This window comes from Limnoglobus sp. (assembly GCF_059499385.1).
On sequence record NZ_JCABYM010000144.1, the window covers coordinates 1 to 21,240 of the forward strand.

Genomic DNA, 21,240 nt, shown 5'->3' on the forward strand with positions numbered 1-21,240 from the left:
GCCGTCGTTGCCGTTTCGACTTCCGAAGTCGAAGCCGGACTTCGGAAGTCGGGCGCAAATCCCACCCCCGCGAACGCGAACCACCCGGCGGGTTGCGCGGCCGCCACTTGAAACTCGCGCGATTTTCGCCGAGTATCTGTTTCGAGTTCCCCGTCACCCACCGAGAACCTCACGATGCGCTCCCTGCTCGCCGCGGCCCTGGTCGCCGGCCTCGCGTACCCCGGTTCGGCCGCCGACCCGCTCGACGGGTTCGACGACGCCGTCACGAAGGCGATGAAGCTGCACAGCGTCCCCGGCCTCGGCGTCGCCATCGTCAAGGACGGCAAGGTCGTCCTCGCGAAGGGGTACGGCCTCCGGACCGTCGGCAAGGAGGACGCCGTCACCGCGGACACGCTGTTCGCCATCGGGTCCGTCAGCAAGTCGTTCACCGCCGCCGCCGCCGCGATGTACGTGGACGCCGGGAAGCTGAAGTGGGACGACCGGATCGAGGACCACGTCCCGGCGTTCGAGATGCGGGACCGCTACCTGACGACCGAGATCCGCCTCCGCGACACGCTCAGCCACCGGACCGGGTTGGACCGGCACGACATGGTCTGGTACGGCAGCACGTTCACCACCCCGCAACTGCTCGGCAAGCTCAAGGAGATGAAGCCGGCGTACTCGTTCCGCACGAACTTCGTTTACAACAACCTCATGTTCATGGTCGCCGGCGAGGCCGTCGCGAAGGCCGCCGGGAAGCCGTGGGACGAGGTCGTCCAGGAGAAGCTCTTCTCCCCGCTCGGGATGACGACGGCGAACACCAGCCCGAAGAAGCACCCGAAGGGCGGCGACGTGGCCAGCCCGCACGAGCGGCAGAAGAAGGGCCGGCCGCTGCCCGTCCCGTGGCTGAACCTCGACGCCGTCGGCGCGGCCGGGTCGATCAACGCGTCGGCCGCGGACATGGCCAAGTACGTGCAGTTCCAACTGTCCCGCGGCAAGGCCGGGGACAAGCGGCTGGTGAAGGCCGACGTGTTCCGCGAGATGCACAAGCCGCAGATGCTCGTCCCGAAGGGGGCCGGCCTCGGCGGGCTGTTCAACGGCGACGCGAAGTCGTCCAGCTACGGCCTCGGCTGGTTCCTCACCGACTACCACGGCCGCACGCTGGTCGAGCACGGCGGGAACGTGGACGGCATGACGGCGCAGGTCGGGTTCCTCCCGGACGAGAACCTCGGCGTCGTGTTCCTGGCGAACCTCGGCCAGTCGGCGCTGCCGGCGGCGCTGATGTTCGACACGTTCGACCGCTACCTCGGCCTGCCGGTAACGACGGACCGCGTCGAGGGCACGTCGCTGCTCATGTGGGCGGTGGCGGCCGGCACGCAGGTGGCCGGGGTGAAGTTCGACGAGTCGAAGCGGCAGAAGGACGCGAAGCCGCCGACCGAGCTGAAGAACTTCGCCGGCAAGTGGGAGGACAGCCAGCTGTACGCCCCGGTCGAGATCAAGCAGGACGGCGAGAAGCTGAAGCTGACGTGGACGAATTTCGCTTACGACCTGGAGTTCTGGCAGTTCGGGTCGTTCCGCGGGACGGACCCGAACGGCCGGTGGCCGAGCGTGGGCGTCCACTTCACCCTGGACGAGAACGGCCGGCCGACGGAGCTGAAGCTCGTCGGCCTGAACGTTGACGACGTGCGGTTCAAGAAGGGGAAGTAGCCGCCGTCACCCGCCGAGCGCGGCGTCCGCCCACAGGAGGAACTTCGCCCACACCGAGTTAGGATCGACCGCCCGCGGCATGTACGTCCGGGCGTTCTGCCGCAGCCGCTCGTCGGGGGACAGCAGTTCCTCCCGCGACTGGTTCGGGACGACCGCCCCGGCCACCGCGGCCAGCAGCAACAGGACGAGAAGGGGCTTCTTCACGTTACGATTCCCAGGAGGGGAGGGGAACCTAACCGCCGCCGATCATAGCCGGGCGGCCGGGCGGGCGAAAGCCTTTCCGGGGGAAATCGGGCCGCGACGCGCAAAAAGAAAGCCGCCGGGTCACCGGCGGCTTTCGCGTTGAAGCAGGGGTCACGCCCCGGCCGTCGCCCGCGGGCGGGCCAGCCGCTTCGCCAGGACCGTCAGCCCGCCGATGGCGGCGACGCCGACGGCCGCGAGCACCCACCGCGTCGGGCCGGTGAACGCCGCCCGCGTCGGGCCGTCCGAGATCGACCCCGCCGCGCCGTCCGGTTCCGGTATCGTAATCGTCCGCTTCGCGACGTGGCCGTCGCCGGCGTTCACCTTCACCGCGTACCGGCCCGGCGGCGGGGCCGCGAACTCCCAGACGCCCTTCGCGTCCGTCTTCCCTTCGAGAATCACGACGTTCGCCGCGTCCGTCACCGTCACCGCCGCGGCGTCGGCCGGGGTGTCGTCGTCGTAGTACGCCTCGACGCGGACGCGGCCGTCCTTCAACGTCGGTTCGAAGTCGAGGCCGTGGGCGGCCGCGGCGAGCGGCATCGCCAGCACGAGCAGGAGCGCGGGAACGGAGCGGGTCACGGCACGCCTCGCGGGTGTTACGATTCGACGAAGCGTATTATCGGGGCCGCCCGGCCGCGGGGAAGGGCGGCGGGACGGATTGTCGGATTCAAGTTTCGACGGGCCGCGGCCGAGATGTGAACAAAAAGACATTATAACTGTCGCGTCAACCCAGGTGGCGATTCCGCCACGGGGGGCCACCCGTGGCGGTGGCGGCGGTGGCGGTGTCGCTGCCAACCCGGCAGCCGGTGCAAGTTTCGCCCCGGCCGGCGTTCGGAAAATTGAGGCTGGGGTTGACGGCGGACGGACCCGCCGGCATTCTCCCACCCTCGAAACTCTGGGGATCGTGCCATGCTCCGCGCCGCGACCGCGCTGGTCGGATTGTTCGCCCTCGCCTCGACCGGGTGCTCGACGTTGAACAACACGGAGAAGGGGGCGCTCGTGGGCGGCGGCGTCGGGTCGGTGGTCGGCACGGCAATCGGGGCGGCGACCGGCAACCCGCGGACCGGGGCGGTGGCCGGCGGCCTCGGCGGGGCGGCCCTCGGCGCGCTGGCCGGCAACCGGGCGGACGAGCGGGACCACGCCATCGAGAAGGCCGAGTTGCGGGAGGCGGCGACGAGCCAGCAGGCGCAGCTGGGCCTCATCGACGTGGTCAACCTGTCCCGCCAGGGGACGGACGCGGACGTGATCGTCGCGCAGATTCGGAACACGCGGTCGGCGTACAACCTGTCCACGACGGACATCGAGTACCTGACGGCCCAGGGGGTGCCGCCGAAGGTGATCCGGGCGATGCAGGACTCGCGGTTCCGCGGGGAAGCCCCGCCGCGGCGGCCGGTGATCGTCCGCGAGGCCCCGGTCATCATCGAGCGGCCGGTGCCGGTGTACCCGGTCGTCGGCCCGCCGGCGATCGGGTTCCACTACTCGCACGTCCGCGTGCGGTGAGGTCAGAGGTCAGAGGTCGGAGGTCAGAGGTCGGACATCAGAGGGCGGGTTTCCTGACCTCTGATGTCCGACCTCTGACTTCTTTTCCGCTGCGAGGAAGTCATCTTGTTCGACGTTTGAAACAAGGGGTACAGTGCGGCCGCTCGTTCCCGCACGGATGCCCCCGCGATGCCCGACGTTTCGCCGACGGTCCGCCGGCCGTTTTCGTTGACCGTTTCCCGCCCGTCCGCCCGTGCTGCGTTCTTCGCGGTGCTGGCGGTCGCCGTCGTCGTCACCGCCGTCAAGTATTACGCGAAGGCCGAGAAGCCGAGCCGCCTCGGGGAACTGACCCGCACCGCGTTCCTGCGGTGGCGGCCGCAGATTCAGGCGCTGGGGGCCGGGACGGACATCTACGCGGCGTTCAACTACCCGAACCCGCCGATCATGGCGCTGATCCTGTACCCGTTCACGGAGCTGCCGCCGCTGGCCGGCGCGATGGCGTGGTTCGCGGCGAAGGTCGCGATGGCGGCGTGGATCGTCGTTTGGTCCTTCCGCGTACTCGGTACTCGGTACTCGGTACTCGGTACGCCGTCTGTGCAAGGGGACAGGAACAACGAACCACGACCTCTGCCAGACCCCAGACCCCAGACCCCAGACCCCGTCCCCGACTGGGCGAAGGCCGTCGCGGTCCTGCTCGCGTTCCACCCGATCCTCGGCGACTTGGCGCACGGGAACGTCAACATCTTCCTCGCGTTCCTGATCTTCTCTTCGCTCGCGCTGTTCTGCCGCCGCCGGGACTTCGCATCGGGAATGGTGCTGGCGCTTGCCGTCGCGTGCAAGGTGACGCCGGCGCTGTTCGTGCCGTACCTCGTCTGGAAGCGGGCGTGGAAGGCACTGCTCGGCACGCTCGTCGGCCTCGGCGTGTGGCTGTTCGCCGTGCCGGGGCTGGCGCTCGGCTGGGACTACAACGCCACGCTTCTGACGAGCTGGTACGAGCGGATGGTGAAGCCGTTCGTCGTGGACGGCAAGGTGACGAGCGAACACCCGAACCAGTCGGTCCCCGGCGTCGTGTTCCGGCTGCTGACGGCGGAACCGTCGTTCCTCGACTACGACGACGAGGACGGCCGGCCGGTCGCGACCGGGTTCCACAACGTCGCGGCGCTGTCGCCGGGGCAGGCGCAACTCGTGGTGAAGGGCGTCATGCTGCTGTTCGCCGCGACGATCGTGCTGCTCTGCCGGTGGCCGACGCACCGGGTCGCCGTGCCGCGGGCGGGGCCGCGGCTCGCCGCCGAGTTCGGGCTGATCCTCCTCGGGATGCTGCTGTTCAGCGAGCGGACGTGGAAGCACCATGCGGTCACGCTCGTCCTGCCGTTCGCCGTGCTCGCGTGGGCCGCGACCGCCCCGGAGCTGCCGCGGCTGACGCGGAACGTCGTCCGCGCCGCGTTCGTCCTGATCGGCGGGCTGATGGTCGTGCCGAGCTTGTTGCCGGAACAGGAACAGGACCTCGCGATGGTCTACGGCCACTCGGCGGCGGCGTTCGCACTCACGGCCATCGCGCTGGCGGTCGTGCTGCGGGAAATCCGCCCGCGGTCCACTTGATTCGGCCGGCCGGTCCGTAGGATGCCACGGGCAACACCCTCGAATCGGCATCCCGATGGCCCGCTCGCGTCACCCACGGTCGCGATGGCTCCCCGTCCTGGCGGTGTTGCTCGCCTGCGCTCAAATCGTGTCGGCCGTCGGCTTCCCCGCGATTGCGAAGGCGTCCGCCGAGCGCGCCCGCTGCGGCGGGGCGTCGTGCGGCTGCCGCACCGTTGCCGAGAGTACCTCGGCCGCATGCTGCTGCGCGACGGGGAAGAAGACAATCCTGATCGTTGAACCCGAGTCTTGTTGCTCGAAGGCGAAGCCGACGAAGAGTTGTTGCGCGAAAAAGAAGCCGACCGAAGAAGCCGAACTGATCTGGGTCGTCGGGATGTTCGCGCGTAGTTGCAAGGGCCACGGCCAACTCGGGTGGCTCGCGATGGAGCCGGCCGTGCCGCCGGTCGTGGCCGTCACTTCGTTCCTCCCGCCCGATTCCGCCGCGGTCCCCGCGACGGACTTCCGTTCCACTTCTATTCCTTCGATTCCCCCGGACCCGCCGCCGCGGGCGACCGCCTGAGTCGCCCGGCGTCGTTCACCCCGTCGCGATGCGTTCGCGTCGTCGGCGTGCGTCCATTCACACCTGGGGAATTCCATCCATGCCTTCCAGTAACCGACGCGGGCGCGGCGGCTTCACGCTGATCGAGTTGCTCGTCGTCATCGCGATCATCGCCATCCTGATCGGGCTGTTACTGCCGGCCGTGCAGAAGGTCCGCGAGTCGGCGGCGCGGATGAGCTGCACGAACAACCTGAAGCAGTTCGGCCTGGCGCTGCACAACCACGAGTCGGCCCTCGGCGTCTTCCCGCCGGGCCGCGACCCGTTCCCGAAGGTCTTCTCCGCGAACGCCCGGCTGCTCGCCTACGTCGAGCAGGACAACCTGAACCGGCTGATCGACTACACGCAGCCGCCGCTCGACTTCACGAACACCGGGACGAACCCGAACGACAACCCCAGCGCGACGTGCCCGGCGAAGGCCCCGCTGCGGCTGTTGCTCTGCCCGAGCGACGCGGTCGGCGACCGGGTGTCCGGGTCGGCCTACGCCGGCGGGAACTACGTCGCGAACGTCGGCAGCGGCACGGTCGCGTCCGGCCTCATCGCCCAGGGGGACGGCATGTTCACCGACAAGCCGCGGAAGGTTGCGAGCGTCACGGACGGGCTGTCGAACACGGTCGCGTTCTCGGAAACGCTCAAGGGCAACGGCGTGACCTCGACCGGAACCGTGCCGACGGACGCGAAGCGGGAGCGGTACATGTTCACCGGCGGCGTGGACACGCCGCAGGCCGGGTGCGAGTCGGCGTCCGGCGGGGCGTGGAGCGGCCGGCGGGCGGAGAAGTGGATCGACGGGCACTACCACAGCACGCTGTACAACCACTTCTACCCGCCGAACGCCCCGCAGTGGGACTGCGGCAACACGTCCGGCAACAAGGGGCTGACCGCCGCCCGGAGCGGGCACGCCGGCGGCGTGAACGTGCTGCTCGCCGACGGCAGCGTGCGGTTCGTGACGAACAACGTGCAGCCCGCGACGTGGCGGGCGCTGAGCACGCGGGAGGCGGGGGAGGTGGTCGGGGACTACTGACCGCCGAGGTTTTCACCCCGAAGGGGTGGGAGATGTCAGCCCAGGGCAAGGGCCGCAAGGCCCGCCGCCCTGGGTGGCGGCCGCAACCACCCGGCAGGCTGAAAGCCTGCGACAAGGCGGTCGCGGACACGCACACCCTCCCGCGCCCCCGCGCCCAGGGCGTTGCCCTGGGCTGAGCGCTCCCACCCCTTCGGGGTGAAAACCGGTCGCCGCCTTCCCCCGTCGGCGGTTGATAGATTGCACTTCATGAACCATCCCGCACTCTCCCCTCCACTCCTTACCCCCGACCTGCCGGGCGTCGGCGGGCGGATCAAGGCCGAACTCGACGACTTCGTCGTCGAGGAAATCCCCGCCTACGAGCCGTCCGGCACCGGCGACCACCTGTACCTCTGGGTCGAGAAGCGTGACCTCAGCGCCGAGTACTTCGTCCGCCAGGTCGCGAAGCGACTGGACGTTCGGGCCGACGACGTCGGCACGGCCGGGCTGAAGGACCGGCACGCCGTCACGCGCCAGTGGGTGTCCGTGCCGAAGGCCGCCGAGCCGCGGCTGGGGCAACTCGACGGCGACGGCGTCCGCGTGCTCACCGTCTCCCGGCACGCGAACAAGCTGAAGCCCGGCCACCTCCGTGGCAACCGGTTCACGATCCTCGTCCGCGACGCCGCCGGCCCGGAGCGGGTCGAGCCGATCTTCGCGCGGGTTCGCGAGCACGGCCTGCCGAACTACTACGGCCCGCAGCGGTTCGGCCGGGACGGGGAGACGGCCGACAACGGCTTCCGCATGATCCGCGGCGAGCGGCTCAACGCCCCGCCGTTCCGCCTGAAGCTCTACCTGTCGGCCGCGCAGTCGCTCCTGTTCAACGACTACCTCGGCCGACGGCTAACGGACGGCCTCCTCCGCACGGTGCTGCCTGGCGACGTGATGATGAAGTGGCCCGGCGGCGGCATCTTCGTCGCCGACGACGTGCCGACGGAACAGGCCCGGTTCGACCGCCGGGAGACGGTGACCGGCGGCCCGATGTTCGGCAAGAAGACGTACCCGGCGAAGGGCGAAGCCGCCGAGCGGGAGGTGGCAGTGCTGTCGGGGAACGGCCTGACACCGGCGAACCTCGACCGCCCCGGCAAGTGGATGACCGGCACGCGGCGGCACAACCTCGTGTACGTGGACGACCTGTCCGCGGCGTGGGAACCTGTCGGGCTTCGCCTGACGTTCTCGCTGCCGGCCGGCAGCTACGCGACGGTGCTGCTGCAGGAGGTGATGAAGGCAGAAGCGGAGACGCCGCACCCCGCCGCGCCCTTGCGTGTATGGCCGGGGCTTACCCAGCGGGAGGTGATCGAGGACGAGGAAACGCTGTAAAAGAGTGACGCCGCTCACAGGCTTGGGGTATGCCCCGGGCATCTGCGAGCGGCGTCGGTGGTTTGGTGTTCGAGTGACGAACTCTACTTCAATAACTATACGCTGGCAAGATGAAGTCCGGATGTATCCGGCGTGCGCGGTTCGTGAAAAAACTTCGTTTCCTGACAGCCCTCACCCGTGTAGACGAACCGGCGGCCGCGATGGTTCGCGGTCATTCCTCATAAAGAAGGAACTTCGCCCGCCGGTCGCGGAACTTCGCCAGGTCGCCCTGCCACGCCCGCTCCAGTTCCGTGACCGACTTCCCGGCCGTCAGCCCGTCGAACGTCGCCTTGTGGATGAGCAGTGTGTCGTACCGCTTCGGCTCCCACTCCTTCGCGTAAACCTTCCGCAACACCGCCGCGACCGTCAGCCCGACGTGGACCGGCCGCAACTTCTCCCAATCCTCGACGATGACGTCCACGCCGCCGCACTCCTTGTCCTTGTGCGTGGAACTGACCGGCGTGCGCGTCACCGGGACGAACCGGACGCCGGCCAGCCGCTGCTGGTTCAACTCGGCCGCGAGTTTGCGGGAGTCGATCCACGGCGCGCCGATCCACTCGAACGGCCGCTCCGTCCCACGGCCGACACTCACGTTCGTCGTCTCCAGCAAGCCGATGCCGGGGTAGAGCAACGCGGCCGTCAGGTGGCGCATGTTCGGCGACGGGTTCCGCCACGGCAGCCCGGTCCGGTCCAGCGTGTCGCCGCGCCGCCAGTTCTCGCACTTCACGACTTCCAAGTCCGCGCCGACCTTGCGTTCGTCGTTGAACAGCTTCGCCATCTCGCCGATGGTCAGCCCGTGACGGAGCGGCAGTTCGTGGTAGCCGACGAACGCCCCGCGGCCGGGGTCGCGGACCGGGCCTTCGATCCGTACGCCGCCGATCGGGTTCGGCCGGTCGAGGACGACGACCTTCAGCCCGTTCTCCTTCGCCGCTTCGAGGATCAACCCGAGCGTGCTCGGGTACGTGTAGAACCGGCAGCCGATGTCCTGGATGTCGTAGACGAGCGTGTCGATGCCCTTGAGCGTGTCGGCCGTCGGCTTCCGCCGCTCGCCGTACAGGCTGAACACCGGCAGCCCGGTCTTCTCGTCCGTGCCGTCGCCGACCTTCTCGTCCTTCTCGCCGCGGATGCCGTGTTCGGGGCTGAACAAGGCGACTAGCTTAACCCCCTCGGCCTTCGCGAGCAGGTCGATGAGCGGCGTGCCGTCGGTCGCCCGGCCGGTGTGGTTCGTGACGAGGCCGACCTTCCGCCCCTTCAGCTTCGCGAAGCCGTCGCGCTCAAGCACGTCCACGCCGGTGAGGACCGGCTTCGAGACGGTCGCGTTCTGGCGCAGCGGCCGGTCGCCGGTCGTGGTGATTGCGCTCGCCACGATGGTCGCGACCTCGCGGCGTAGCGGCGTGGCGTTCCCTTTCTTTTCGTCCGGGTGGAGGCGGTTCGACAGGATGATGATCGCCGTCTTCGTCGGCGGGTCGATCCAGATCGACGTGCCGGTGAACCCGGTGTGGCCGAACCCGTCGCCGGCCGGGAACAGGTCGCCGCGCGGGGCGGAATAGCTCGTATCGACATCCCACCCCGGCGACCGCTGGCCGCCGGGCACGGCCCGCGGTTCCGTGAACAGCTTCACCGTCAGCGGGCTGAGGATTCGCACGCCGTCGACTTCGCCGCCGCGCATCAGCATACGGCAGTACGGCGTCAGGTCGTCGGCCGTGCCGAACAGCCCGGCGTGCCCGGCGACGCCGCCGAGGGCGAACGCCCGCGGGTCATGGACCTCGCCGGCGATGTGCCTCCCGTCGCGGACACCGGTGACGGCGAACGGCAGCCCGGCCCCCGGCTTGTATCCGGTGTGCTTCAGCTTCAGCGGCGCGAAGACGTTCTCGGCCGCGAACTGATCGACGTGCTTCCCGGAGACGCGGTGAACGATCTCGCCGAGGACGATGAACCCGACGTCGCTGTACTTGAACTCGGAGCCGAGCGGCCAACTCAGCTTCAGGGCCGCGACGCGGGCGAGCATCTCGTCCCGCGTGCCGACGTAATCTTTAATCGCGTTGTCCGGAATCAGCCCGGTCGTGTGCAGCAGGCAGTGTTCAATCGTGACATTGTCCTTCCCGTTCGCGGCGAACTCCGGCCAGTATTTCGCGACGGGGTCGGCCAGCCGTAGCTTGCCCTGCTCGACGAGCAGCATGACCGAAGTGCCGGTGGCGATGGGTTTCGTCAGCGACGCGAGGTCGAAGACGGCGTCGAACGTCATCGGCTGCTTCTCGGGGACGAGTTGCCGGTGGCCGAACGCCTTGCGGTAGACGACCGCGTCGTCGTGGACGACGACGACGACCGCGCCGGGGAGGTTCGCCTTCTGGATCGCCCCCTCGACGGCCGCGTCGATCCGGCCGAGCCGGGCCTTGTCGATGTCCGCGAGGGCGGGCGTCGCGAGGAGGAGTGCGAGGATCAACGTGCGCATGGGAAATCCGGTGGGTTAGACGGGGGTGCAAGACCTGACTTCCGAAGTCCGGCTTCGACTTCGGAAGTCGAATGGGTGGTGTGGCGGTTGCCGATCCGCGAAGGCCGCTGCGACGTTCGACTTCCGAAGTCGAAGCCGGACTTCGGAAGTCAGGCGCTTACTCGATCGCCGACAGCAGCCCTTCCATCTCGCCGAGCGCGTGGCCGTCGCCGGCGGCCCGCGCCGCGGCGATGCCGTCCCGCAGCATCCGGCACGCTTCCTCGACCCGGCCCAGCCGGTTCAGCGCCTGCCCGGCCATGTGGAACGCCGGCACATACGGCGACCGCGCGATCAGCTCGCGGAACACCGCCACCGCGGTCGCGTCGTCGCCGGCGCTGACGTGTTCCATGCCCAGTGAGTAGCGGAGCAACTCGTCCGCCGGGTCGTCGGCCAGCATCGCCTCGATCTTTTCCATCCGCGCCGTCTTCGCCATCGGAAATACTCTCGCGGGCACTCGGTTCCCCTCAAGTCTAGGCATTCCGGCGGCCCGAACAACCGGCCGCGCCGCCGGCACGACCGGCATCGCCCGACCAACCCGCCCGGCTGTTACGCCGCGCTCACGCCGTCCATCACGCACGACCCCGCCGCGGCCGTCCGCATTCCCCCGGCTCTGCAATCCTTACGTGGCGACCCGCGGCCGCCCCCGCCGATTTCATGCCAGACACGCCAGCCAAGTCCGTCGCCGTGGGGTCATCATGGTGCAGCCCGCTCGCTCCCCCGCCCGTTCGATTGCCGCCCGGTTCGCCCGCACCGCCCTCCTCGGGGCCGGGTTCGCCCTCGGCGGGTTCGCCAGCTACATGGCCACGGCCCAAATGCCAGCGACCCCGAGCCGGGCCGCCGACCGGCCGCTCGTGACCGGCAACCGCCGGGACGCGATGGTGGACATCGTCGAGAAGATGAAGGCGGCGGTGGTGAACATCCACAGCGAGCGGACGGTCACGGCCGCGGCCGACGACCCGTTCCGCGGGTCGCAGCTCCAGCCGCAGCGGGTCAAGGGCATGGGGACCGGAATCGTCCTCGACCCGCGGGGCTACGTCGTCACGAACTTCCACGTCATCGACGACATCCAAACCATCCGCGTCACGCTCGCGGACGGCAAGAGCCTGCCGGCCCGCGTCCTGGCGACGGACAAGAAAGCCGACCTCGCGCTCGTGAAGATCGACCCGGCCGCCGCGCTGCCGCTCGTCCCGCTCGGCACGGCCCACGACCTGCTCGACGCGGAGACCGTCATCGCCATCGGTAACGCCTTCGGGTACGAGCACTCCGCGAGCGTCGGCCACGTCTCGTACAAGAGCCGGGACGTGTCGTTGAACAAGGAGATTTCGTACCAGGGGCTGATCCAGACGACGGCCCCGATCAACCCCGGCAACAGCGGCGGCCCGCTGTTCAACAAGAAGGGCGAACTCGTCGGCGTGAACGTCGCGATCCGGGCCGGGGCGCAGAACATCGCGTTCGCGATCCCGGTGGACACGATGATCGAACGTGCCGCCGACATGCTCGCGGCCCGCAAGCGGACCGGGACGTGGCACGGCCTCGTCGTGAAGAACCACGTCGATCGCGCGGAAGAAGAAAGCCCGGTCCGCCGGTGGGTGTCGGTGGACGGCGCGGAGGCGAACTCCCCCGCGGCCGCGGCCGGCCTCAAGACCGGCGACTTGATCGAGCAGGTCGCCGACGTGGCCGTCCTGACGGGCATCGACGTGGAACGCGGCTTCCTGGACAAGCCCGCGGGCACGAAGGTTCCCGTCCGCGTTCGTCGCGGGACGGAGACGATTTCCGCGAGCGTCACGCTGCTGGCGACGGACACGCGGGTCGCCGAATCCCCGACGGCGGCCGTGCTGCGGCGGACGGGGTTGAAGCTGACGCCGATCGGCAAGGAGGCGGTGGCGAAGATCGACCCGCAGTTGCGCGGGGGGCTGGCCGTGACCGACGTGGCCCTCGCCAGTCCGGCGGCGAAGGCGGGGGTTCAGAAAGGCGATGTCATCATCGGCTTCCACCTGTGGGAGGCGCTGAACCTCGACAACGTGCTGTTCGTGCTGAACCACAAGGACTTGGCGACGTTCCACCCAGTGAAAACGTTCTTCGTCCGCGACGGCAAGGTGCGGGAAGTGTTGCTCGCGCCGGCGGAGTGAAATTGTAGAACCCGGAGCGGCAGCGACGGGGTGTCGAGCGCGGCGAGACACCCCGTCGCTGCCGCTCCGGGTTCTACGACAACTCACTTCGCGGTGTGCGCTTCCAGGAACCAGAGCGCCTTGTCCAGCTCGGCCGTCATCCCCGTCAGCAGGTCGGCGCTCACCGCGTCGCCGAGGCCGGTCGTGTCGTCGATCCCCTTCCGGACCGCGTTCGCGGTGTAGCCGAACCGCTCGACCAGCGCCGCCACGAACGCCATGTCGTCCTTCAGGTCCGTCGGGAACTCCGGCAGCGAACTCGCCTTCGCCGCCTGCCGGACAGTGCCGTTCGCCGTCCCGCCGAGGGCCGTCACCCGCTCCGCCAACGGGTCGATCTGGTCCTCGACCACGTCGGCCAGCTCGTCGAACAGTTTGTGCAGCGAGATGAAGTGCTTGCCGCGGACGTTCCAGTGCGCTTGCTTCGTCTGCGAGTACAGGTCGGACAGGTCCGCGAGCAGCTGGTTGAGGATCGCCGTCACCTTCTCGCGGGTCGGCGCGGCGAGGCTATTCTTGGTGGTGTGCATTCGGATACCTCAAAAGAAAAGAAAGCCCAGGGACGAACGTCCCTGGGCCGTGGGAAAAATGCCCGGTCTATTCTTAGATGTTCTGCTCGATCACCTTCGAGAGGGAGGACGGGTCGATCGTCCCGACGTGCAGGAAGATCGGCTGGTCGCTGCCCTTGAACAGCATAATCCGGGGGATGGTGGCCACGTCGTACTTGGTGGCGAGTTCCATGTTCTCGTCCACGTTCACCTTGCCGACCTTGACCTTGCCGGCGTACTGGTCGGCGATCTTGTCGATGACCGGGCTGAGCTGGCGGCACGGGCCGCACCACGGGGCCCAGAAGTCGGCCACGACGAGCGTGCCGCTGCCCACCTCTTGGCTGAAGTTGGCTTCCGAGAATTCGATCACGTTCGGGCTGGCCATTGTTCTCTCCCTTCCGATGTCCGCGTGTTCGGCGACCTGCTTCGGCATTGTAAGCCGGTCGGCCGTGCGACACTAGATTTTACCGGGATTCGCCCGGCGGCTTTCACGAAACCGCCCCGGCAGGGTTGACGCGACCGGACGGGGCCGCTAAAAATTGAGGACGTTGGTAAGGCCCTGTCGTCTAGAGGCCTAGGACACGACCCTTTCAAGGTTGAGACCGGGGTTCGAATCCCCGCAGGGTCAGATGGTGGTTCCGACCGTGTCCGTCGGAACCGAACACGAGACGCCGGAAGTCTTCACCAGACTTCCGGCGTCTCTGTTTTTCCCGACGTGCCGGCCCGTCGCGGGGCGCGCGATCCGTCACTTCCGCGCGCGGGCCGCGGCCCACGCCTTCAGCCCCTCGTACTCCTTCGACTGAACGAAGTGGACGAACCGCGGGTCGGTGGGCATCGACGCCACCGTCCACGTCGTCTCGAACCGGGTCGCGATCGCCTTCACCAGCTTCGCCGTCTCCGCGTGGTCCTTCTCCTCGACGGCCACCGCCAGCCGCGTCAGGTACGCCGGCCGCAGCGTCGGCTCCGCCCGGATGGCCGCGTCCAGCGCCGCCTTCGCCTCCGGGTACCGCTCGGACTGGCCGAGGGCCTCGGCCCGCCAGTACTCGAGGTACGGGTCGCCGAGGGCCGCCTTGAGGTCGTCGGCCGCCTTCAGCCCGCGGTTGAACTGCCCGGCCGCGAAGAACATGTTCAGCGCCATCAGGTCCGCGCCGGGGTCGTTCGGGTGGTTCTTGTGGTAGGCGTCCATCTCCTTCGCAAGGACGGTGTCGTTGACCAGGAACGCCAGCGCGATCGCCGGGATGTGCAACGACTTGTCCTTGCGCAACTCGTCCGGCAGGCGGTGGAACAGGGCCAGCGCCTGCTCCGGCTTCCGGGGCACGCTCTCCTCCTGGTACGCGACGATGTCGGCCGCGTGCGCCCGGTGCAGCTCGTCCAGCCCGACGTACTTCCGCGGCACCTTCGCGTCCAGCTTCTCGACCAGCCGCCGCACCGACCGGCTGAGGGTTTCGCCGGACCCCAGGAACGCCACGTCGTCAACCAGGACGGCCCCGGCGGCGGACTTCGTGAGGGTCACGTCGTGGTACGCCAGCTGGTCCCTCGCCCCGACCATGCGGAACAGGACGTGCGGCCGGCCGCCCTCGACCGTGACGCGAACGAGTTTGTAGCTCCCGGCCTTGTCCTGCACCTCCAGGAAGACGGCGGCGATCAGTTCCGCGAGCATCGGCTTGCCGTGCGGCGGCACGTCCGGCAGCGGCCGGTCGCTGACCGGCTTCTTGAGCAGGCCGTCCACGGAGAACAGCGGGTCGAACGCGGCCCGGTCCTTCTCCGCGACGGCCGCTTCGAGTTGAAGGCCGAAGGACATCGCCTCGTGCTCGGTGACGGCCGGCGGCCCGGCGACCGCCGGCGCGGCCGGGACGGCCTTCGCGGTCGCCCGCGGCTTGACCTTAAGGTCGCACCCGACGGCGAGGGACACGAGCAGCAACGGCAGGCAAACGTGGAATCGCGGTGACATGGGAACCCAACGGTTGAGTGGGGGCAAACCGAAGGATAGTTCCGATTTGACGACCGGGCGCGGGGGCGGCCGGGAGTGAGGCGAGGGAGCGAAAGTACGGCCGGCGTCGAATCCCTTCAACCGAATCCTCTTGGCATCCCCGGCCCGGCGTGCGACTATAAAGCTACCGCTGGTCCCCACCTTCCATTGTCACACCTGCCATGCCGACGCGAATCTTGATCCTGGCCGTCTGCGCCCTCGCCGCCCCCGCGTCCGCCGCCGAGCCGGTGTCGTTTACCAACGACGTGTCGGCCGTGCTCAGCCGGGCCGGGTGCAACATGGGCGCGTGCCACGGCAACCTCAACGGCAAGGGCGGCCTCAAGCTCTCCCTCCGCGGCGAGGACCCGGCCTATGACTTCGGCGCCCTCACCCGCGGGGCGCTCGGCCGCCGGGCCGACCCGGAATCGCCGGACCAGAGCCTGCTGCTGCAAAAGGCCGTCGGCCGCGTGCCACACGAAGGGGGCGTGCGGTTCGGGGTACCGAGTACTGAGTACACGGTACTCCGGTCGTGGATCGCGGGTGGCTGCAAGTCCGACGTGGGCGAGGCGAAGCAGCTGGCGAAGCTCGTCGTCACGCCGACGCGACAGATTCTCCGGTCGCCGCAGGACTCGTTCCAACTGAAGGCCGTCGCGCACTTCGCCGACGGCTCGACCCGCGACGTGACGACGCTCGCGGCCGTGGAGACGACGACGCTCGGCGTCGTGAAGGTGCTGCCGTCCGGCGAGGTGCAGAAGGAACAGGACGGCGAGACGACGATCCTCGTCCGCTACCTCGGGCAGCAGGTCCCTGTTCGCGTCGCGTTTATCCCGGACCTGCCGCCGCCGGACGTGGCGGTCCTCGCGTCCAAGAACAAGATCGACGCACTCGTCGCGAAGCAGCTCAAGGAGCTGCGCATCCCGCCGTCGCCGCTGGCGGACGATTCGATGTTCCTCCGCCGGGCGTACCTCGACGCGACCGGCACGCTGCCGACCGCCGACGCCGCGCGGACGTTCCTCGCGGACGCCTCGCCGGACAAGCGGGAGAAGCTCATCGACGGCCTGCTCGCGCGGCCGGAGTTCGCCGAGTACTGGGCGATGAAGTGGTCCGACCTGCTCCGCAACGAGGAGAAGTCGCTCGACAAGAAGGGCGTGCAGGTCTACCACCGGTGGATCAAGAACTGGGTCGCCGCGGACAAGCCGCTGACCGACTTCGCCCGCGAAATCCTGTCCGCCCGCGGCAGCACCTACGAGAACCCACCGACGAACTTCTACCGGGCCGTCCGCGACCCGCAGGGCCGGGCGGAGGCCGTCGCGCAAGTCTTCCTCGGCGTGCGGGTGAGCTGCGCGAAGTGCCACAACCACCCGTTCGACCGGTGGACGCAGGACGACTACCACCGGTTCGCCGCGTTCTTCCCGCGGGTGCAGTACCGGCTGTTGAACAACACCCGCAAGGACGACCTCGACAAGCACGAGTTCATCGGCGAGCAGGTCGTGTTCACGTCCCGGTCCGCCGAGACGACGCTGCCGCGGACCGGCGAAACCGCGATCCCGAAGACGCTCGGCGATGACCGGTCGCCGGCGGCGGACGAGGACCGGCTCGGGATGCTGGCCGATTGGGTGGCCGCCCCGGACAACCCGTTCTTCGCGAAGGCGCAGGCGAACCGCGTCTGGTTCCACCTGTTCGGCCGCGGCATCGTCGAGCCGGACGACGACTTCAAGGTCACGAACCCGGCGTCCAACCCGGAACTGATGGACCACCTCGCGGCGACGTTCAAGGCCGGCGGGTTCCGGCTGAAGCCGCTGGTGAAGGCGGTCATGCTGTCGCGGACGTACCAACTTTCCAGCAGCGGCGTGGACGGCAACCTGACGGACGGCACGCACTTCTCGCACGCGATCATCCAGCCGCTGGAGGCCGAGCAGTTGCTGGACGCGATGAGCCGGGTGTTCGGCGTGACGGTGCAGTTCAACGGCTACCCGAGCGGGCTGCGGGCCGGGGCCGTGCCGGCGATGTCGCAGGCCGGGACCGGCGGCCGCCGCGGGGCGGCGTCGATGAGCGAGCGGTTTCTCCGCGTGTTCGGCAAGCCGGAACGCCTGCTGACGTGCGACTGCGAGCGGAGCGAGGAGGCCGGGCTGTTGCAGGCGTTCCAGATGATCAACGGCGAGCAGATCAACGCGATGCTGCGGAACCCGGACAACCGCCTCGGCAAGCTGCTGGCCGGCGGCGCGGCGGACGCGGACCTGCTGGACGAGCTGTACCTGTCGGCGCTGTCCCGGTTCCCGAACGAGACGGAGAAGGAGAGGCTGTTGGCCTACGTGAAGGGGAAGGAGGACCGCCGGGCCGCGTGGGAGGACGTGGCGTGGGGCCTGGTGAACGCGAAGGAGTTCCTGCTACGGCGGTGAACGGACCGGTTTTCGCCCCGAAGGGGCACAACATGTCAGCCCAGGGCAACGCCCTGGGTACGAGCCACCCAACGCGACAAGCCCTGAAAGGGCGACACAGGTTCTTGTGTCGCCCTTTCAGGGCTTGGTCGTTTCCCGGAGTGACCCTGACTTGTTCCACGCTTTCAGGGTGAAAACCAAACCGCTACATGCCGCTCACTGCGGGTCGAGCGTTACGGCCAGCAGGTACAGCACGGCCGTGCCGGAGGCGTTCGTCAGTTCCATCGAGCGGATCACGTCGGTCTTCGTCGGCGCGAACGACAGCTTCGTCACCGCGCCCTCGGCGGCCGGCAGGTCCTTCGCCCGCCACTCGTGCGTTTCCGGCTCGCTGCCGGCGTAGCTCACCTTCAACTTCGCCACCACCGCGTCCGGGCCGGCGTCCGACGCCGGGGCCGTCGTCAGGAAGTGAACCCCCTTCGCCGGCAGGAACGGGGCCAACGACACCGCCTTGCCCGCCCCCACCCGGACGGCGTCCGGCTTCCCCTGGCCCTTCGGCGGCACGTCGAACTTGACCCCGTGGACGGTGTTCGCCCCGCCCTTCAGCGCGACGGCCGGGGCGTTGCTGTTCAGCAGGTTGGTCAGCCCGAGCGTGTACGGCTGCTTCTCGGCCGCCGGCCGGCGGCTGAGCGGCGGGGCGACGGCCACCGGGCCGGCCGGCGCGGGGGCCGCCGCCTTCCCGTCCGACACCTCGGCCGCCGCCTTCCCGTCCGACGCCTCGGCCGTCACCGCCGCCACGACCGGGCAGGTGGACTTGTCCTCGTCCGCGCGGACCAGTTCGAGCTGCCGGACGACCTTGTTCGGCTGCCCCACGTCGATCTTCAGGTACCGGACCTGGCGGCCGTTGCGGGTCTTGAACGCGAACTCGGACTTCGGCACGTCGAACCGGTCGATGAAGTCGGCGAAGTGCTCGCCGAAGTTCCAGTCGTGGTCCTCCGTCGTGTCGTCGGCGTACCGGACGCGGACGGTCATGGTCTTGGTCCCGACCGGGCCGAAGTCCATGTTCGGGTTCCACGACCACCCGCCGATGCCGCTGAGGAAGTGGAACGCCTTCGCCTTCAGGTTGACGCCGACGGTCGCCTCCCGCGGGGCGGCCCGCGAGATGTCCGAGAACGGCCCGTGCAGGGCGATGATCGCCTTCTCGCCGGCCCGCGGCTCCGGGATCGTGAACGGCACGTCGAAGTGCGTCTGCGTGCCGGGGTTCTCGAACTCGAATTTGTCCACGGGGTTGTTCAGGAACAGCGGGCCGAGGCAGCTGACGGTCGCGGCCTGGTTGAGCGACAGCAGCCGGAAGTTGCCCACGGCCACCGCCGGCCGCTGGGCCTGCGGGGGGGACGCGGCCGGCGGGGCCGCCGGGGCGGGGGCCGGCGTGGCCACCGCGACGCCGCCCGCCCGCTCGACCGTGACGGCCACGACCGTCGGGCAGCTCATGTCCTGCTCGCCCTTCACGAACTCGATGGCGGCGACCGGTTGACCGGCCCGCGCCGGCCGGACCGAGATGTACCGGACCTGCTTCCCGTCGCGGGTGGACAGCGCGAACTGGGACTTGTCCACGTCGGTCCGGCGGATGAAGTCGGCGAAGTGCTCGCCGTTCTTCCACTCGTGGTCTTCCGCCTGGCCGTCCGCGTAGTGGATGCGGAACACGACCGTGGTAGTCCCCTTCGGCGTGCCCGTCTCCGGCTTGCCGGCGTACCCGCCCCAGGGCCAGCCCCAGGCGCTGACGCCGCTGAGGACGTGGAACGTCTGGACCGGGCCGCCGACCGTCACCTTCGCCGACCGCGGCAGCCGGCTGGCGATTTCCGACAGCGGGCTGTACAGGTTGATGAGCGCGTTCCCCGTCCCGTCCGGGTTCGGCAGGTCGAACGGGATGTCGAGGACGGCTTGCACCCCGCTCCGCTCGAAGAAGTAGCGGTCGCCCGGCGCGTTCAGGTACATCGGCCCGCCGACCGGCGTGTTCGCCGCCTCGCGTAACGAGATCGTCTGGAACCGGGGGACGACGGCCGGGTCCGCGACGGGCGGCGGGTTCTTCCCGGCGACGGGCGGCGGCCCGCCGACCGGGCCGGTCGTTCCGGGCGTCGGCTTGGACGACCCGGTCACGGCGTAGATCAACAGGCCGAGCAGCACGACGGCGGCCGCGGCCCCGCCGCCGACGGCGGCGGGCTTCCGCTTCCACAGGTCCTTGAGCGCCTGCACGTCGAACTTCTTCGCCCCGCGCCGCTTCGTCCGGGCCTTCGTCCCCTTGGCCACGTCCGTCGAAATCATGTGGCTCAGCGTCACCGGGTCCTGGACGATGTTCCCGGTCGTGTGCGCCGGCAGCCACGGCGCCAGCGCGTCGATCACGTCCTCGGCCGACTGGTACCGGTCGTTCGGCTTCTTCGCCATCATCTTGACGATCACGTCGCACAGCGCCGCCGGGATGCGGCTGCGGAGCTTCTTGAGCTTCGCCGGCTCCTCGGCCATCTGGTGCTGCATCAGCTTCTGCGTCGTCGAACCGGCGAAGGGCGGGTGGCCGGAGATGAGCGCGAACAGCGTCGCCCCGAGGCTGTAGATGTCCCCCCGCTCGTCCACCATGCCGCCGACCGACTGCTCCGGCGAGACGAAGTCCACCGTCCCGGCGATCTCCCCCTCCTCGCCGAGCGTGCCGGTCAGGTTGTCCTTCTCGTTGGCGAACGACCGGGCCAGCCCCATGTCCAGGATTTTGACCGCCCCGCCCTCCTTCGAGAGGATGAGGTTCGCGGGCTTGATGTCGCGATGGATGAACCCCTTGCCGTGGGCGTGGTGCAACCCGGCCGCGGCCTGCGCGACGTACAGCGCGGCCTGGGCGTAGTGCAGCGGGCCGGTCGTCGCCATGAGGGACTGGAGGTCGCTGCCGTCCACGAACTCGAACACGAGGAAGTGGACGCCGTTGCCCTGCGAGATGTCGAACAGCTTGACGATGTTCGGGTGGTCGAGGGCGGCGGCCGCCCGCGCCTCGCGGAAGAACCGCTCGATGGACAGCTTGTCCTTCGCCTTCTCGTGCGACAGCACCTTGATGGCGACCCGGCGGTCGAGGCTGGTGTGCTCGGCGAGGAACACCGCGCCCATGCCGCCCTGGCCGATCGGGCGGAGGACCTTGTACGGCCCGAGGAAGAACCCGCGGTGCTTGCCGGCGAGCAACTGCTTCGCCTGGTACGGCGTGAGCAGCTCGGCCTTCACCAGGGTGGCGGCGCACTGGGCGGCGTCGTCCGGGGCCTCGCCGTTGAAGAACTCCTCGACTTGCGCGTCGGAGAGCAGGCCGCTCTTGCGGAGCAATTCCAGGAAGTTGACGGAGGTTTTCTGCGTTGACATGGGGAAGTCGCGGAACGTGGGGAGATCGGTTTCTGAGGGACCATAGAACAGATTGTCAAGAGCCTGCAGGAAAAAACGCTGACGGCGGTATCCGTTTTCCCGTCGGCCCCCCGGACAATATCGGGTGGCGGAGTATTTTTCCCCGCCCCACCAAATTGCCCTCAATCCCGAGCCAGGAGGTGTTGGACATTCATTTTTTGGGGGGTGGCCGGGGCAGAGTCGTCGGGGCCCCCGGCGCGCCCCCCCGGGCCACCCAGACGACTCCCCCGCCCCCCCGCGCTCGGCCCCCCCGCCCCCCGCCC

16 protein-coding genes and 1 tRNA gene are annotated in these 21,240 nt (G+C 69.1%); 9 read left to right on the top strand and 8 right to left on the bottom strand.

Features of this window, described 5'->3' with window-relative positions; all coding sequences use genetic code 11:
* Positions 1-174: 174 nt before the first annotated feature.
* Positions 175-1,686 (top strand): serine hydrolase, encoded by a 1,512-nt coding sequence (locus tag AC5JJ2_RS25175; RefSeq protein WP_495860807.1) that lies wholly within the window; start codon positions 175-177, stop codon positions 1,684-1,686.
* Between the two features lie 6 nt (positions 1,687-1,692).
* On the opposite strand, the gene AC5JJ2_RS25180 is transcribed toward AC5JJ2_RS25175, so the two are convergent.
* Both AC5JJ2_RS25180 and AC5JJ2_RS25185 read right to left on the bottom strand, forming a co-directional pair.
* Complete coding sequence (locus AC5JJ2_RS25180; protein WP_495860808.1) at positions 1,693-1,890, bottom strand: hypothetical protein; 198 nt, start codon at positions 1,888-1,890, stop codon at positions 1,693-1,695.
* Between the two features lie 150 nt (positions 1,891-2,040).
* Positions 2,041-2,505, bottom strand: a complete 465-nt coding sequence (locus AC5JJ2_RS25185) for a hypothetical protein (protein WP_495860809.1) — start codon at positions 2,503-2,505, stop codon at positions 2,041-2,043.
* A gap of 330 nt (positions 2,506-2,835) precedes the next feature.
* Here AC5JJ2_RS25185 and AC5JJ2_RS25190 point away from each other — a divergent pair, with 330 nt between their 5' ends.
* The 5 genes from AC5JJ2_RS25190 to truD all read left to right on the top strand — a co-directional run bounded on the left by AC5JJ2_RS25190 (position 2,836) and on the right by truD (position 7,970).
* Complete coding sequence (locus AC5JJ2_RS25190; RefSeq protein ID WP_495860810.1) at positions 2,836-3,426, top strand: YMGG-like glycine zipper-containing protein; 591 nt, start codon at positions 2,836-2,838, stop codon at positions 3,424-3,426.
* Positions 3,427-3,594: 168 nt separating this feature from the next.
* Positions 3,595-5,004, top strand: coding sequence for a glycosyltransferase family 87 protein (locus AC5JJ2_RS25195; protein ID WP_495860811.1), 1,410 nt, complete (start codon positions 3,595-3,597; stop codon positions 5,002-5,004).
* A gap of 55 nt (positions 5,005-5,059) precedes the next feature.
* The gene (locus tag AC5JJ2_RS25200; protein ID WP_495860812.1) at positions 5,060-5,560 is read left to right on the top strand and encodes a hypothetical protein; all 501 of its coding nucleotides are present in this window, start codon (positions 5,060-5,062) and stop codon (positions 5,558-5,560) included.
* A gap of 79 nt (positions 5,561-5,639) precedes the next feature.
* Positions 5,640-6,617 (top strand): DUF1559 domain-containing protein, encoded by a 978-nt coding sequence (locus AC5JJ2_RS25205; RefSeq protein ID WP_495860813.1) that lies wholly within the window; start codon positions 5,640-5,642, stop codon positions 6,615-6,617.
* A 246-nt stretch (positions 6,618-6,863) separates the two neighbouring features.
* Positions 6,864-7,970, top strand: a complete 1,107-nt coding sequence (truD, locus tag AC5JJ2_RS25210) for a tRNA pseudouridine(13) synthase TruD (protein WP_495860814.1) — start codon at positions 6,864-6,866, stop codon at positions 7,968-7,970.
* Between the two features lie 211 nt (positions 7,971-8,181).
* Here truD and AC5JJ2_RS25215 read toward each other — a convergent pair whose 3' ends face one another.
* Positions 8,182-10,461, bottom strand: a complete 2,280-nt coding sequence (locus AC5JJ2_RS25215) for an exo-beta-N-acetylmuramidase NamZ domain-containing protein (protein ID WP_495860815.1) — start codon at positions 10,459-10,461, stop codon at positions 8,182-8,184.
* A gap of 157 nt (positions 10,462-10,618) precedes the next feature.
* Positions 10,619-10,933 (bottom strand): hypothetical protein, encoded by a 315-nt coding sequence (locus AC5JJ2_RS25220; RefSeq protein WP_495860816.1) that lies wholly within the window; start codon positions 10,931-10,933, stop codon positions 10,619-10,621.
* A 262-nt stretch (positions 10,934-11,195) separates the two neighbouring features.
* Between AC5JJ2_RS25220 and AC5JJ2_RS25225 the strand changes: the two genes are divergently transcribed.
* Positions 11,196-12,629: a trypsin-like peptidase domain-containing protein gene (locus AC5JJ2_RS25225; RefSeq protein WP_495860817.1), complete on the top strand. Its 1,434-nt coding sequence runs from the start codon at positions 11,196-11,198 to the stop codon at positions 12,627-12,629.
* A gap of 83 nt (positions 12,630-12,712) precedes the next feature.
* Here AC5JJ2_RS25225 and dps read toward each other — a convergent pair whose 3' ends face one another.
* Both dps and trxA read right to left on the bottom strand, forming a co-directional pair.
* Complete coding sequence (dps, locus tag AC5JJ2_RS25230) at positions 12,713-13,189, bottom strand: DNA starvation/stationary phase protection protein Dps (RefSeq protein WP_495860818.1); 477 nt, start codon at positions 13,187-13,189, stop codon at positions 12,713-12,715.
* Between the two features lie 73 nt (positions 13,190-13,262).
* Positions 13,263-13,592 carry a thioredoxin gene (gene trxA / locus AC5JJ2_RS25235; RefSeq protein ID WP_495860819.1) on the bottom strand — a complete coding sequence of 110 codons (330 nt, stop codon included), beginning with the start codon at positions 13,590-13,592 and terminating at the stop codon, positions 13,263-13,265.
* Positions 13,593-13,762: 170 nt separating this feature from the next.
* On the opposite strand from trxA, the gene AC5JJ2_RS25240 reads away from it, so the two are divergent.
* Positions 13,763-13,835, top strand: a tRNA-Glu gene (locus tag AC5JJ2_RS25240).
* 117 nt (positions 13,836-13,952) lie between these two features.
* On the opposite strand, the gene AC5JJ2_RS25245 is transcribed toward AC5JJ2_RS25240, so the two are convergent.
* Positions 13,953-15,158 carry a tetratricopeptide repeat protein gene (locus AC5JJ2_RS25245; protein WP_495860820.1) on the bottom strand — a complete coding sequence of 402 codons (1,206 nt, stop codon included), beginning with the start codon at positions 15,156-15,158 and terminating at the stop codon, positions 13,953-13,955.
* 200 nt (positions 15,159-15,358) lie between these two features.
* Between AC5JJ2_RS25245 and AC5JJ2_RS25250 the strand changes: the two genes are divergently transcribed.
* On the top strand, positions 15,359-17,575 hold the full coding sequence (locus AC5JJ2_RS25250; protein WP_495860821.1) for a DUF1549 domain-containing protein: 2,217 nt from the start codon (positions 15,359-15,361) through the stop codon (positions 17,573-17,575).
* A 195-nt stretch (positions 17,576-17,770) separates the two neighbouring features.
* On the opposite strand, the gene AC5JJ2_RS25255 is transcribed toward AC5JJ2_RS25250, so the two are convergent.
* Complete coding sequence (locus AC5JJ2_RS25255; RefSeq protein ID WP_495860822.1) at positions 17,771-20,938, bottom strand: serine/threonine-protein kinase; 3,168 nt, start codon at positions 20,936-20,938, stop codon at positions 17,771-17,773.
* Between the last annotated feature and the right edge of the window lie 302 nt (positions 20,939-21,240).

Coding starts and splice junctions, on each gene's coding strand:
- AC5JJ2_RS25175 (WP_495860807.1), top strand. CDS start 175: ATGCGCTCCCTGCTCGCCGCGGCCCTGGTCGCCGGCCTCGCGTACCCC.
- AC5JJ2_RS25190 (WP_495860810.1), top strand. CDS start 2,836: ATGCTCCGCGCCGCGACCGCGCTGGTCGGATTGTTCGCCCTCGCCTCG.
- AC5JJ2_RS25195 (WP_495860811.1), top strand. CDS start 3,595: ATGCCCGACGTTTCGCCGACGGTCCGCCGGCCGTTTTCGTTGACCGTT.
- AC5JJ2_RS25200 (WP_495860812.1), top strand. CDS start 5,060: ATGGCCCGCTCGCGTCACCCACGGTCGCGATGGCTCCCCGTCCTGGCG.
- AC5JJ2_RS25205 (WP_495860813.1), top strand. CDS start 5,640: ATGCCTTCCAGTAACCGACGCGGGCGCGGCGGCTTCACGCTGATCGAG.
- truD (WP_495860814.1), top strand. CDS start 6,864: ATGAACCATCCCGCACTCTCCCCTCCACTCCTTACCCCCGACCTGCCG.
- AC5JJ2_RS25215 (WP_495860815.1), bottom strand. CDS start 10,461: ATGCGCACGTTGATCCTCGCACTCCTCCTCGCGACGCCCGCCCTCGCG.
- AC5JJ2_RS25220 (WP_495860816.1), bottom strand. CDS start 10,933: ATGGCGAAGACGGCGCGGATGGAAAAGATCGAGGCGATGCTGGCCGAC.
- AC5JJ2_RS25225 (WP_495860817.1), top strand. CDS start 11,196: ATGGTGCAGCCCGCTCGCTCCCCCGCCCGTTCGATTGCCGCCCGGTTC.
- dps (WP_495860818.1), bottom strand. CDS start 13,189: ATGCACACCACCAAGAATAGCCTCGCCGCGCCGACCCGCGAGAAGGTG.
- trxA (WP_495860819.1), bottom strand. CDS start 13,592: ATGGCCAGCCCGAACGTGATCGAATTCTCGGAAGCCAACTTCAGCCAA.
- AC5JJ2_RS25245 (WP_495860820.1), bottom strand. CDS start 15,158: ATGTCACCGCGATTCCACGTTTGCCTGCCGTTGCTGCTCGTGTCCCTC.
- AC5JJ2_RS25250 (WP_495860821.1), top strand. CDS start 15,359: ATGCCGACGCGAATCTTGATCCTGGCCGTCTGCGCCCTCGCCGCCCCC.
- AC5JJ2_RS25255 (WP_495860822.1), bottom strand. CDS start 20,938: ATGTCAACGCAGAAAACCTCCGTCAACTTCCTGGAATTGCTCCGCAAG.